14 protein-coding genes are annotated in these 12974 nt (G+C 38.8%); 10 read left to right on the forward strand and 4 right to left on the reverse strand.

All coding sequences use genetic code 11. The features are described 5' to 3' along the window. Position 1: 1 nt before the first annotated feature. The 6 genes from LC455_RS07700 (at position 2) to LC455_RS07725 (ending at position 4607) form a co-directional block, all read left to right on the forward strand. Positions 2–1003 (forward strand): ABC transporter permease, encoded by a 1002-nt coding sequence (locus tag LC455_RS07700; protein ID WP_223589569.1) that lies wholly within the window; start codon positions 2–4, stop codon positions 1001–1003. A gap of 505 nt (positions 1004–1508) precedes the next feature. Next, positions 1509–2252, forward strand: coding sequence for an alpha/beta hydrolase (locus tag LC455_RS07705; RefSeq protein WP_223589571.1), 744 nt, complete (start codon positions 1509–1511; stop codon positions 2250–2252). Between the two features lie 64 nt (positions 2253–2316). Next, positions 2317–2547: a hypothetical protein gene (locus LC455_RS07710; protein ID WP_223589572.1), complete on the forward strand. Its 231-nt coding sequence runs from the start codon at positions 2317–2319 to the stop codon at positions 2545–2547. Between the two features lie 150 nt (positions 2548–2697). Beyond that, a complete protein-coding gene (locus LC455_RS07715; RefSeq protein ID WP_223589574.1) occupies positions 2698–3303 on the forward strand; it encodes a TetR/AcrR family transcriptional regulator in 606 nt (201 codons plus the stop codon). 14 nt (positions 3304–3317) lie between these two features. Next, positions 3318–3977, forward strand: a complete 660-nt coding sequence (locus LC455_RS07720; RefSeq protein ID WP_223589576.1) for a DUF2306 domain-containing protein — start codon at positions 3318–3320, stop codon at positions 3975–3977. Positions 3978–4268: 291 nt separating this feature from the next. Beyond that, positions 4269–4607 (forward strand): YrdB family protein, encoded by a 339-nt coding sequence (locus LC455_RS07725; protein WP_223589578.1) that lies wholly within the window; start codon positions 4269–4271, stop codon positions 4605–4607. Between the two features lie 42 nt (positions 4608–4649). Here LC455_RS07725 and LC455_RS07730 read toward each other — a convergent pair whose 3' ends face one another. Both LC455_RS07730 and LC455_RS07735 read right to left on the reverse strand, forming a co-directional pair. Further along, complete coding sequence (locus LC455_RS07730) at positions 4650–4853, reverse strand: YbdD/YjiX family protein (RefSeq protein WP_223589579.1); 204 nt, start codon at positions 4851–4853, stop codon at positions 4650–4652. Then, on the reverse strand, positions 4846–6921 hold the full coding sequence (locus tag LC455_RS07735; RefSeq protein ID WP_223589581.1) for a carbon starvation CstA family protein: 2076 nt from the start codon (positions 6919–6921) through the stop codon (positions 4846–4848). The genes LC455_RS07730 and LC455_RS07735 overlap by 8 nt, the downstream gene beginning before the upstream one ends. Positions 6922–7100: 179 nt before the next feature. On the opposite strand from LC455_RS07735, the gene LC455_RS07740 reads away from it, so the two are divergent. From LC455_RS07740 to LC455_RS07755, 4 genes are all read left to right on the forward strand, one after another. After that, positions 7101–7862 (forward strand): threonine/serine exporter family protein, encoded by a 762-nt coding sequence (locus tag LC455_RS07740; RefSeq protein ID WP_223589583.1) that lies wholly within the window; start codon positions 7101–7103, stop codon positions 7860–7862. Between the two features lie 12 nt (positions 7863–7874). Further along, positions 7875–8321 carry a threonine/serine exporter family protein gene (locus LC455_RS07745; RefSeq protein WP_223589585.1) on the forward strand — a complete coding sequence of 149 codons (447 nt, stop codon included), beginning with the start codon at positions 7875–7877 and terminating at the stop codon, positions 8319–8321. A 189-nt stretch (positions 8322–8510) separates the two neighbouring features. Beyond that, a complete protein-coding gene (locus LC455_RS07750) occupies positions 8511–9257 on the forward strand; it encodes a C39 family peptidase (RefSeq protein ID WP_223589587.1) in 747 nt (248 codons plus the stop codon). Positions 9258–9948: 691 nt separating this feature from the next. Continuing rightward, entirely contained in the window at positions 9949–10977 is a 1029-nt protein-coding gene (locus LC455_RS07755) for a potassium channel family protein (RefSeq protein WP_223589858.1), read from the forward strand. A gap of 375 nt (positions 10978–11352) precedes the next feature. On the opposite strand, the gene LC455_RS07760 is transcribed toward LC455_RS07755, so the two are convergent. Continuing rightward, positions 11353–11739 (reverse strand): DUF350 domain-containing protein, encoded by a 387-nt coding sequence (locus LC455_RS07760; protein WP_223589589.1) that lies wholly within the window; start codon positions 11737–11739, stop codon positions 11353–11355. 12 nt (positions 11740–11751) lie between these two features. After that, positions 11752–12972, reverse strand: a complete 1221-nt coding sequence (locus LC455_RS07765; protein ID WP_223589590.1) for a glutathionylspermidine synthase family protein — start codon at positions 12970–12972, stop codon at positions 11752–11754. Positions 12973–12974: the final 2 nt, after the last annotated feature.

Genomic DNA, 12974 nt, shown 5'->3' on the forward strand with positions numbered 1-12974 from the left:
GATGGAAGCAAATATATCAACAAGCAAACAGACCCCAGCGAAAAAGCCAATTGAACTTTTTCAGATTTTTTATAAATACGGGACCATTATTACGATTGTCGCACTTATTGTTATTTTTTCTCTGGCGAATCCAACCTTTATTCAAGGAAGCAATATCGTCAATATTTTACGTTCCATATCGATTGTGACCATTATTGCGATTGGGATCACGATATCATTATCTGTGAATGGATTTGATCTTTCGGTTGGTTCCGTTGCCTCCCTTTCAAACGCGATTGTCATTTCCATGTTTGTTTGGTTCTCGCAAAACACCTTGATTGCAGTTATTTCAGCGATTGCAGCATCATTAGTGGTTGGCGCCATCAACTCCTTCATGATTGTAAAGCTTCGAATTCCTGATATGCTGTTAACGCTTGCTACGATGTTTATCATCCAAGGGACAGCGCTAACCTATACAAAGGGTGCAACTGTTTCACAAAACATGGTTATGCCGGATGGCTCCATGGCAGCCGGCCTCATCAGTCCATTTTTTGCAAAAATTGGCGAGGTACCATGGATTATTATCATCATGGCAGTGACTGTCATTTTGGTACATGTCTTTTTGACTTATACCAAACATGGGCGTTATATGTACGTTATTGGTGGCAATAAAGAAGCAGCAAGACTTTCTGGTATTCCGGTAAATAAGTATAAGGTGGCAGCATACTTGCTTTCTGCTCTTTTTGCATCTATCGGAGGCATTGTTCTTGCATCACGGGTTATGACTTCAGAAATTAATTCAGGTGCACCTTATTTAATGGATTCTGTGGCAGCCGCATTTATTGGGTTTTCAGTCCTTGGAGCAGGAAAGCCAAATGCGTTTGGTACGTTTATAGGTGCGGTACTGATTGGAATTTTACAAAACGGTCTTGTGATGATGTCGGTACCATATTATGCAATGGACATTGTTAAGGGAGCAGTTTTGGCGTTTGCTTTAGCAATTACCTATTATAAACAGAAATAAATTAAAATAGAGGTCCTTCCCATATTGATGGAGAGGATTTTTGCCTTTTATTGGTGCAAAAATTATCTAAAAAGGAGTTAGGTGGTAATTAAGAAAAGTCCCAAATGCCTATTAAGGTGAAAAAGAAGCGCATCGGTAATTAGAAGGTCTCTAAATACCCGTTAAGGTGGAGAAAAGGGCGAATCGGTAATTAGGAAGGTCTCCAAATGCCCGTTAAAGTGGAAAAAGGTGCGAAGCGGTAATTAGGAGGGTCTCCAAATGCCCGTTAAGGTGGAAAACGGAGCGAAGCGGTAATTAGGAAGGTCTCCAAAAGCCCGTTAAGGTGGAAAAAAGAGCAGAGCGGAAATTAGGATAGTCTGCAAATGGACATCAAAGTTAATAAAGAAACTCCACGATCGTTAAGAAAGTTCTATAGAATCTCAATTAGTAATTTTTGAACAGGCAGGTTTTTTATCCATGAAAGTGAATACATATTGAATAAGACAAGTTTGGAGGGATAATAAAGATGACTGAAAAATATCCTGTTTTAGAAGGGGCAGAGCCGTTTTATTTTGAAGGGAATCAAGTCGGAATTTTAATATCACATGGCTTTACCGGATCAACCCAGAGTATGTTCCCGATTGGTGAGGCCTACGCCAGAGCAGGTTACACGGTGTGCGGACCGCGCCTTAAAGGACATGGTACCCACTATAAGGATATGGAGAAAACCACTTATCAGGATTGGATTGGGTCAATTGAAGAGGGTTTCCAATGGTTAAAAGAGCGGTGTGATACCATATTTGTCACGGGGCTTTCAATGGGCGGGACGCTGACACTTTATATGGCGGAAAATCACCCGGAAATTCGCGCGATTATCCCAATCAATGCAGCAGTGGATATTCCTGAAATGAATCCTGTCCGCCAGTTAGAAGGGGTTAGATTCTTAGATGGCGTTGGTTCAGATATTAAAAAGCCAGACGTAAAAGAGCTTGCCTATGAAAAAACACCTGTTCAATCAGTTAAGGAAATCCTAAACTTTATGGATAAGGTTAGGGCTGACCTTCACAAGATTAACTGCCCATCATTAATATTTGTTTCCAATGAGGACCATGTCGTTCCTCCTAATAATTCGCAAATAATCTTTGATGAAATCAGTTCTGAGGAAAAAGAAATTCATCACATGAAAGACAGCTACCATGTGGCTACACTTGATAATGATCAACAGATCATAATCGAAAAGACATTACAATTTATCGAAAAAAATCTTTAGGAGACAATTTAGTTGTCTTCTTTTTTTATGTTATTGGAACAATATAGTGAAAGGAGGAAGTTGAATGGAACATTACGAAGCATTTTTGCGAAGCAAGAACTGGACTGATAATGACTTAGATGCAAGGTACATAAATGTGGATCATCCCTATGCTATCTTAATTTCAGGTGATGAAGGTCAAATTACTTTAAGAGGTAACGCTGGCTTTGATAACGGTCAAAACGGCGAAGAAATTTTCTCTTTTACTTCCTTGAAAGATCTTCAGGAGTGGTTTGAAAACAATATTGGGGAGTAATGCTCTACACGACGGGTTGAATGAAACTCGTCCTTTTTTATTTTTTCCAAAAAAAGTATTTACAAATTTTTCATCCATTGTATAATTAACACTGTAATATTAGTTAACGGTGTTAACTGCGTTAAAAACGACTTGGAGTGTGAAGTAAAAATGGGCACCAAAGAAAGACGAAAACGTGAAATTGAGGAGATGAGGCTCGAGATCATTGAAGCGGCGGTCCAGTTGTTTCTTACAGACGGGTATGAAAATGTATCGATGAGAAAAATCGCCCAGCAAATCGATTATTCAGCAACAGCTATTTATAAATATTTTGCCAACAAAGAGGAAATTTTGATTCATTTATTAAAACACGGCTATGCCATCTTTCTCACATACTTAAAAGAAGGTGTAGCTAATTGTAAATCTAGTGATCCTGGGGAAAGATTGAAAGCGTCGTTATATGCCTATATCGATTTTGGATTAAAGCATCCTGAATATTACCGGTTAATCTTCATCGAAAATCTGCATCAGCTTCAAAAGGTGATGACAGAAGAAGATGACCGGGTAAGAGGGTTTGTATTACTAACCGAAATGGTAATGGCTGCAATGAATGAAGGAGTGCTTAAGAAACACGATGCACATATGGCTGCACAGTCATTATGGGCGTCACTTCATGGCATTACAAGTCTTTTAATAACCTTCCCGGACTTTCATTGGCATGAAAAAGAAGGATTTATTGATTTTCAGGTCAATTCGATGATCAAGGGATTAACGTAAGGAGGAAGAGGCAGATGGCAAACCCCAAAATAAATTGGAAAGTTTGGTTAAGTTATTTTGTTGTCTTTGGTTTCATTGGATATATTTTAGTGATGTATGGTTTGAATGATCCGCACAAGGCTGGAATTGTTTCCGGAAAGTTAGAAAATCCTCATTTCCATTATGATACATGGAAAGTCTTATTTTTCTTTCATATTACAACAGGATCGATTGCTCTAATTCTCGGGCCATTTCAGTTATTAAAGGCAAGCCGGAAAAATATAAAAATACATCGCACTCTTGGAAAAATATATGCAACGTCTATTCTTCTAAGCGTTCCTGCAGGAATTTACCTTGCGTTTTATGCAACAGGCGGGATCGGTGCAACAATTGGATTTCTCATTCTTGATGCAGTGTGGTTTTTAACCACGTTCATGGGACTTAAAAGAATACGGGAACGAAAGATTCAAAGCCACCTAGAATGGATGCTTCGGAGTTATGCCATTACACTTGTCTTTGTCACCTTCCGTTTCCTTGTGCCAATCTTCATGTTTATTCTCCATCTAGGATTCGCCATTAGTTTTCCACTTGCAGTCATTGTTGGGATCATCATTAATCTATTTTTGAGTGAACGATATCTAAAAAAGATCCGTAAAGGAAACATAAAAACTAGTCCCATTATCATCAAGGGATAAAGAATTTTTCGATTCACTGATAAATAGGTTAAATTCGCTGATAAACTCCTCGAATTCGCTGATAAATCATATAAATTCGCTGATAAAATTTGATTCGCAAATAAAACCAGAGTTTTCGCAAATAAAACCTATAAATTCGCAAATAAACTGTAATTAAACTTGATTATTAATCGTTTTTGGCCCGAAAATTGATTATTTTTTGTAATAAATAATAAAAATTTTGATATTCGAATACTACTGCTCTGAAGTGAATATCAAATAATAGATTAGGTCATAAAAAGGGAGAAAAGGATGGAGGCATTAAAAGATATTAATCTTGGTATTCGATTCCTTTTAGAAATTATGGTGCTTGTGATATTAGGCTATTGGGGATTTCATGTTTCACAAGGAACAATAATCAAAATCCTCCTTGGTTTTGGAACACCTTTACTTGCAGCAGTCATATGGGGAATGTTTGGGGCACCGAAGGCACCATTCACACTAAGTGGGTTCTCGTTTTTAGTATTAGAGATTATCATTTTTGGATTACCAGCAGTCGCTTTGTTTTTTGCTGAAAAACAAACGTTAGCTTTCATTTATGGTTTGATTGTAGTTGTAAATCTAGTTTTAATGAAAATTTGGCACCAATAAAAAAACAGCCTGCACCTAAATAGGTGTCAGGCTGTTTTCGCTTTAACAGCATCTTGATACTTTTCCGCCCTTTGCGTTGTAACGGGCTTCCTGTGCCTCACAGAAAAATTCTTTTCGTGATTTTATGGACTCACCAGGGTGATGCAATTCCATATGCTTAACGTAGGTTTCATAGCTGGGAACACCAACTAGCAGACTAATAAATTGCTTTCTGAAGGAGTTAAGTTCCTTTAATTTATTAAGCATATTTTTGGAAATCTCCTTTGTCACGAGGCACATATGGCGATTCGTGCAGCGGTAATTTGTGGTTAAAGATTACTTTAAACCAAATACGAATTGCTGAGATTAATACAACAATGACAACTGCCATGAATATTCCTGTAAGGGTGGCATCAACATAATCATTAATTAAAACTTGTTTCATTTGCACAGCAGTCGTTGCTGGAGCAAGTACCTTGCCGCCATCATATGCCTCTTTAAAAATTTTCGCATGTGACAAGAAGCCGATTTTTGGATTGTCATGGAATAATTTTTGCCATCCTGCTGTCAACGTGACGATTAGCAGCCAGGTTGTTGGCAGTAAAGTAACCCACACATATGCTTTTTTGCCCATCTTATAAAGAATAGTTGTACCGAGAAGAAGGGCAATAGCTGCCAGCATTTGATTGGCAATACCGAATAACGGCCAAAGAGTATTGATTCCGCCGAGCGGGTCAATGACACCTTGATACAAGAAGTAACCCCAGAAGAGAACGCATAGCGCCGTGGCAATTATGTTTGGAATGAGCGCTTCAGTTTTGGCAAATGGTTTATAAGCAGATCCAATCAAGTCCTGAATCATAAAGCGTCCAACACGAGTTCCCGCATCAATAGTTGTTAAGATGAATAACGCTTCAAAAAGGATGGCGAAATGGTACCAAAACGCCATTAAGGCCTTTCCGCCAATTACTTTTGAGAAAATAACAGCCATCCCAATCGCAAGTGTTGGTGCACCGCCAGTTCTAGAGAGGATGGTTTGTTCTCCAACATTGCTGGCGATTGTTTTTAAATCATCAGGAGTGACCGTAAAACCCCAGCTTGATACGGTAGTGGCAGCTTGAACAACATCTGTCCCAATTAAGGCAGCTGGACTGTTTATTGCAAAATAAACCCCAGGATGGAGCACACATGCTGCAATCATCGCCATGACGGCTACAAACGATTCAGTCAGCATGGCACCATAGCCAATCGGGCGGGCATGTGATTCCCTTTCAATCATTTTTGGCGTAGTACCGGAAGAGACCAGTGCATGGAATCCAGAAACAGATCCACAGGCAATAGTAATAAATAAGAAAGGAAAAAGGTTTCCAGCAAACACCGGGCCTGTTCCATCAATAAACTTTGTAACGCCAGACATTTCAAGGTTTGGGGCAACAATAATAATGCCCAAGGCAAGTGCAAGGATAGTCCCAACCTTTAAAAAAGTACTTAGATAATCACGAGGAGCGAGCAGCAGCCAAACAGGTAAGACGGATGCCACAAATCCATAGATAATCATCATGATGGCAATCGTTTCACCTTTAAAGGTAAACATCGCTGCAAGTGTTGGATTTTCAGCAACTGTTTGCCCAAAGAATAAAGAAAGGAGCAAAAGCACAATACCAATCACTGATGCCTCACCCACACGGCCTGGGCGAATAAAGCGCATATAAATACCCATAAAAATGGCAATCGGAATCGTTGCGGCGATCGTGAACATTCCCCATGGACTGCCTACAAGCGCTTTCACAACTACCAATGCTAAAACGGCTAATAAAATAATCATAATGCCTAAAATACCAATCATGGAAACAATGCCTGTAAATTTACCCATCTCATCCTTGATCATTTCACCAAGAGATTTACCGTTTCGGCGTATGGATCCAAACAGAATAATAAAGTCCTGAACAGCTCCTGCTAATACAACACCGACAACAATCCAAAGGGTTCCGGGCAAATAGCCCATTTGAGCTGCTAAGATTGGACCTACTAATGGACCGGCACCGGCAATTGCTGCGAAGTGGTGTCCAAATAGCACCCATTTGTTGGTGGGAACATAGTCTTTACCATCGTTATGTATTTCTGCTGGTGTCTTCCTTGAATCATCAAGCTGGAAAACCTTTTGGGCAATAAACTTGCTGTAAAAACGGTAAGCAATCGCATAGACGCAGACAGCAGCTGTTAACAGCCAAATGGCATTGATGCTTTCGCCATTATTTAAGGCCATCACTGCAAATCCTGCCGCACCCAAGGCTGCAATTACACCCCAGATTAAAATGGATTTTATTGCTTTCAAACATATCGCCACCTTTTGCTAAAATATGACAATAGTATAATTTATTTTTTCGAAAATTTAAATAATTATTTTCTCCTAAATTAAACATTTTGGTGAATCTTTAAATCAAAGATAATTGCTTCAAATCTTTGTTTTGATTAAACTAAGAAACAAATGTTGAAATATGTGGTGAAAAATTAATGGAAAAACAAGTTGAACAAACCTATGACATTATGGAGGTCTGCCTGCTAGCTGGAAAAGTCATGCTTCAAAGCGGCGGGGAAACGTATCGTGTTGAGGATACGATGATGCGGATTGCCGCCTCCTTTGGCATTGAAAAAACACATAGTTATGTTACTCCGACCGGTATCATTTTTTCTGCTGAAGGAGCGGAGCCAACAAAGACTAAGCTAATCAGGATTTCCGAACGGTCCACTGATTTGAAGAAGGTCGCTATGGTAAACAGCGTTTCGCGAAGAATTAGCAGCGGCGAATTAAAACTTGAAGAAGCATTAGATCAATTAAAAGAAATTGACTCCTTAAATCTTACTTTTCCTTTTATGGTGCAAGTGGCTGCTGCATCTTTGGCAAGCGGCTGTTTTATGATTATGTTTAATGGGGGCTGGAATGATTTTATCCCCTCGCTCATTTCTGGTGGGATTGGCTATCTTAGTTTTATTTATTTTCACCGGTTCGTCCCAATTAAGTTTTTCTCGGAATTTTTAGCTTCGTTCATAATTGGGTTGATGTCTTTTATTTTTGTGAAAATTGGTATTGGCCACCAATTGGATAAAATCATTATCGGTTCGGTCATGACCTTAGTTCCGGGGCTTTTAGTAACGAATGCAATCAGGGATTTAATGGCAGGACATTTAGTTTCCGGACTGTCAAAAGGGGCAGAAGCATTTTTGACTGCCTTTGCCATCGGTGCAGGAATTGCAGTAGTCCTATCATTTTTGTAAGGGTGGATAAAATTGGCTATACTAGCACAGTTAATCACGAGCTTTATTGCAACAGGTGCATTTGGCATAATTTTTAATGCACCAAAAGAATCTTTAGTAAAATGTGGACTTATAGGTAGTGGCGGCTGGCTCATTTACTATCTTCTCGAGGATTTTTCAGGTGATGCCGTTTTTGCTACTTTGACCGCGACTGTTTTTGTGGCTGTCATTAGTCAGGAGCTGGCAAAGTTTTATAAAATGCCTGTCATCATTTTTAGTGTAGCTGGGATTATTCCTTTAGTGCCTGGCGGTCTAGCATATGATGCAATGAGGAATTTTGTTGAGAACGATTATAATTCTGCTTTAGGCTCTGCTGCAAAAGTACTTATGCTTGCCGGATCGATTGCCTTCGGTTTAGTTTTTTCTGAAGTAATTAACCAGTTATTAAAAAAGTTTCATCTAAATAAAACACGAACTTAATAAAAATGCTCTTTTGCTTGTTCTGCAAAAGAGCATTTTTATTAAGGAAAACTTAAGGTAATCCGATTAATATGTAATTGGAAATGATTTTCCTTTATCGTTTAGAGATTTTTTGGTATGGTAAATAAATAGTATATTACTAGTATGAATTTTCAGCCAAGTCAATAACAAGGATGGAATTAATCGGATATGAAAAAAATGTTGATTATCGGTATTATTTTATTAATAACCTTTTTTAGCGCCAAAAGTATTTTGGCGGTGAAGTCGAGCGAGGCTTTACCAGAATTTAAGGCTGTTAATACTCCATTGATTACGAGAGAGGTAGCTTTACAGAAAGAAAGCCCTATTTTACCTGATAGTAAACTATTAGATATACCCTTGTTAAATCAAATGGATAAACCGCTGTTATATAATGGGTGCGAGGTTACTAGCCTAGCGATGATTTTGAATTACAATGGGGTAAAAGTGACGAAAAACGAATTGGCGAAAAATATTAAAACGGTTCCGTTAACCTACAGTAATGGCAAGAAGGGAAATCCAAATGCTGGGTTTGTTGGAGATATGGCACACGGTCCTGGTTTAGGTGTTTATAATGGTCCTGTATATGAGCTGGCGCAGAAATATGCAGGTGATAAAGCAGTCAATTTAACTGGCAGTCCGTTTACGGATTTATTAAAGAAGGTAAGCCAGGGTCATCCAGTTTGGATTATTACTACAACTAGCTTCGCTCCCGTTTCTGTCTTTCAAACATGGGATACCCCACAAGGAAAAATCGACATTACCTTCAGTGAACACAGCGTCGTTATCACAGGCTACGATGAAAATTATATCTATATTAACGATCCATATGGAACCAAAAATAAAAAATTGGATCGAGACAATTTCATTAAAGCTTGGGAGCAAATGGGAAAACAAGCAATTATTATAGAAAACTAAAGTGCATGACCTGATTGGAAAATCAGGTCATTTTTTCTTGCAAAATTGGACGAAGGCAGAGGAAATTTCCTCTGCCTTCTTAGCTTTTGATTCAAATTTTATTGAATCCTATTGTAACTTGTGAATGGTTGTGTTTTTCCAAATCAGCCATCGCAAGGTAAAAATTTATATATAATAGTTGTTTATAAAAAACAAGCTTGCCGCGGTTATTCTTCCACCCGATGGTTTATACCTAAACGACGTAAGCCCTACCTCTCTTACATCCTAACGGCTCCGAGGCCGATCCAGTGTGAATAAGTTTTTTATTTTAAAACATAAGCAGAATGCCAGAAAAATTCTTACATTGCGTTTTTTTTTCTATTACAAGTTACTAATTGTTAAGCACGAAATTATATTATATATTCTTTATGTTGTTTTGTCAAATTATTATTTTTAGGAGGATTTGTATGTGAGTATGAAGTACCAACTTATTTTGGACTAATCTGTGCAAAATCTTAGGATGAACTTCAAAAAGTGGATTGCAGCCTAAGGAGGTACTTGACGAAGGAATTAAAACTTGTATTCCATTAAATCATTTTTTTTAATTCTCCGCCTCTAATTAACTGTATGATAAAATTAGAAAAATAAGGTTTAGGAGAAATTTTATGGATATTATAAAAGTTGTGTTAAGCACTAGGGGAGTGGGGCATTGATGATATTTTTTCGGAAATTATTTTTAACGGCGTCCCGGTACCGCTACAGAACGGTGTTGTTGTTTACAATCTTATATATTGTTATAAATGCCGAAATTATGAGGATTCTCGAGCCAAAGACCTTTGAAAATACCTTCCATGCCGTATGGTGGATTTTAACGACTATGACAACGGTAGGCTATGGGGATGTTTTTCCTACGACACCGCTTGGAAGAATTTGGGCTATGCTCATTGTTTATACACTGGGGATTGGAGTGTTTGGTACGGTGATTGGCATGATTGTCGATGGTGTTTCCCAGTATAAACGGATGAAGGAGGAAGGGAAAATGACTTTTAGAGGAGAAAATCATTTTGTTATTGTCGGCTGGACGGCTAAAAGTAAGAATACCATAAAGGAATTGTTTATAGCAGAACCTAAAACTGAAATTGTTCTGATAGATGAATTAGAGAAGACCCCTTATGAACATGAAAGGTTTCTTTATATTCAAGGGAGTCCGACTGATGAAGACATTTTGAGGAAAGCAAAGATTGAAAAAGCAAAAGCGGTTCTGTTGTTTGCTCCAGATGGTATCGACAATCCGGATCTGGCGGATGGAAAAACACTTTTAGTAGCTTCCTCGATTGAACGATACGATGACGGCACGGAAAAAGAGATTTATACGATTGCTGAGATATTAAATGAAAAACATGTTGGTAATTTTAAGCATGTTAAAATTGATGAATTTATCCTTTCGCACGAATCTGTATCTAATCTAATGGCAAAATCTGCTCAGACGAAAGGAGCCAGCCACCTCTTCACGCAATTATTAAGCCGCAAAGACGGTGAGGATGGAAGTGACCTATGGGAGGTTGAAGTTAACCCTGAATGGAAAACATATGGGGAGGCATATGAAAGTCTTAAGCAAAAAGGGGCGCAATTAATTGCAGATCGAAGCGATTTGAACATATTGAAAAAATGGCATGAACCAATTCCTCAGGAAGCAAGGTTATTTGTTATTTGCGACAAGAAAACCTACCAGGCCATCTAAAAAACTCCATTTTCTATAAGAATGAGTTAAGGGGGACTATGAGGACAAAGTCCAGGGCAGAAAAGCAAATTCTGTACTCATGGTGCTTTCATGAGGACAAAAACCCCGGCAGAAGAGCAAAACCTGTCTTCATGAAGCGTTTATGAGGACAAAAACCTCGGCAGAAGAGCAAAACCTGTCCTCATGAAGCGTTTATGAGGACAAAATCCCTGCAGAAAAGCAAAACCTGTCCTCATGAAGCGTTTATGAGGACAAAAACCTCGGCAGAAAAAGCAAATTCTGTCCTCATGGGGCCTTCATAAAAACAGCTCAAGAAAGGTGAACCTGATGTCCTCATAAAAAGCCTACATGCGAAAGCATGTAGGCATTTAGAAACTAATAGGTTAAACAGCCAGCAATCACAACGCCGATTGAAATCGATAAAAACATAAGAAAAAGTCCGACTGCCTGGTTATCTTCCTCGATGCTTTGGTTGACATTAAATCGTGGTGTCAGCCATTCTGCCAGGTAAAAAACTATAATCTGCGCGAGAATGCCAATCGCTCCCCAAATTACCATGTCCATGAGGGAAATCGAATTGGCAGCGGTTGAATACAAAACGATTGCAAGACCAAGGAGACGGCCCCCTAGTACATAGCTCGCTGCTTTATTTCCTTTCGCCATTAAAGAAAATTCCTTTACTTTTGTTGTTACTTCCATAAGAAAAAGTCCCACTAGTAAAAGCCCAAGCGATACGGCCAAGTATAATAAGAAATTTGCCATTTACGTTCCCCCTTATTTTTTAATTCCCACCGGTAAAAAGTAAGATTCATTCCCTGTGATTTTCCCGCCAGCACGAATTCCAATGCTGCTTGGCCTGCCGGCAATAAGAAATGAACCGAACACGTAGGATAGGTCCTCCATTCCTTTTTCTGTTTCCAGTGAAACAGTTGGAAGAGGTTCATAGGTCTGAAAGACAGGAAGTTCTTGTTCATATGTTTGATATGGATTTTGCTCAGTGATCTCGGAATGTTGATTCCAAATCTTAATAGAATCTCCTTCTCTGCCAAAGGATGGTTTTTGGACAAATGCACAAGTGCCTATAAATGAATCTGGCTCAAGATAGGTAGGAAGCATATATTCCTTTATCCATTTCTGTTCTTCTGCTGAATAAAAAGCTCCTTGCTCGGCTAATCCCCAAATTAGACTTTGAATGGATTTAGGCTGGAGAAGAAAAGCAGAAACAGGATTTACAATCGAGATTTTCCCTTCCTTTGCAAGCTTTAGTAATTCGATTCCAACAAGGTCGCCTGATTCAGAGTCCCTGTCTTCGATAAGATGCTCAAGTGGATAAGTTTGGCGGTACAAAACATCTATGACCTCGCCGTCTGGATCGAATAAAGCATGATTTGTGATGCGAAGATCACTTAAAGGAACCGTTTTATTTTTCACCTGACAAAGCTGGCTTAAATATAGAGTAGTGTTCCAATCCTCCATATGATCCTCGTGGGCAGTGAACACCACGTTCGGTGACATTTTTCCGGCTGACGCCTCTATTACGGCTTTTGTAATACCAGAGGAAAGGAGCCGTTCCCCGTCATTATTTGGATTTAGAATATCGAATTCCGCACAAACCAGTCCGTTCATTTGAAAACACTCTACAATAAAGGTTGGTGTATCGCTATTGAATTCAAGTAATTTAACGCCATTTTCCGTCAGCGCGAAATCGAAACGGGAAATAACCGATTCCGGAAAAAGAGCTTTTTCTCTAATAAATGGAAGGCTCCCTTTTGGATATCCGAATTCAAGAAGCTGTTCATCCGTCAGATTTCGAAGCAGACCGGCTGTCTTAAAAAAAATCTGTCCCATTCGCTCTGTTGCTTGTTTAATTCTAAGGTAGATTTCCTGCGTTATTGTAAATACGTGAAAAAGACTGTACTCACTCCCATATAAATCCGACCAAAAGAATGGATATCGTGCATAAAAGTCTTTGCGTTTTTCAACATAATCAGACATTT

The organism is Neobacillus bataviensis (genome assembly GCF_019969725.1).

Coding starts and splice junctions, on each gene's coding strand:
- LC455_RS07700 (WP_223589569.1), top strand. CDS start 2: ATGGAAGCAAATATATCAACAAGCAAACAGACCCCAGCGAAAAAGCCA.
- LC455_RS07705 (WP_223589571.1), top strand. CDS start 1,509: ATGACTGAAAAATATCCTGTTTTAGAAGGGGCAGAGCCGTTTTATTTT.
- LC455_RS07710 (WP_223589572.1), top strand. CDS start 2,317: ATGGAACATTACGAAGCATTTTTGCGAAGCAAGAACTGGACTGATAAT.
- LC455_RS07715 (WP_223589574.1), top strand. CDS start 2,698: ATGGGCACCAAAGAAAGACGAAAACGTGAAATTGAGGAGATGAGGCTC.
- LC455_RS07720 (WP_223589576.1), top strand. CDS start 3,318: ATGGCAAACCCCAAAATAAATTGGAAAGTTTGGTTAAGTTATTTTGTT.
- LC455_RS07725 (WP_223589578.1), top strand. CDS start 4,269: ATGGAGGCATTAAAAGATATTAATCTTGGTATTCGATTCCTTTTAGAA.
- LC455_RS07730 (WP_223589579.1), bottom strand. CDS start 4,853: ATGCTTAATAAATTAAAGGAACTTAACTCCTTCAGAAAGCAATTTATT.
- LC455_RS07740 (WP_223589583.1), top strand. CDS start 7,101: ATGGAAAAACAAGTTGAACAAACCTATGACATTATGGAGGTCTGCCTG.
- LC455_RS07750 (WP_223589587.1), top strand. CDS start 8,511: ATGAAAAAAATGTTGATTATCGGTATTATTTTATTAATAACCTTTTTT.
- LC455_RS07755 (WP_223589858.1), top strand. CDS start 9,949: ATGATATTTTTTCGGAAATTATTTTTAACGGCGTCCCGGTACCGCTAC.
- LC455_RS07760 (WP_223589589.1), bottom strand. CDS start 11,739: ATGGCAAATTTCTTATTATACTTGGCCGTATCGCTTGGGCTTTTACTA.
- LC455_RS07765 (WP_223589590.1), bottom strand. CDS start 12,972: ATGTCTGATTATGTTGAAAAACGCAAAGACTTTTATGCACGATATCCA.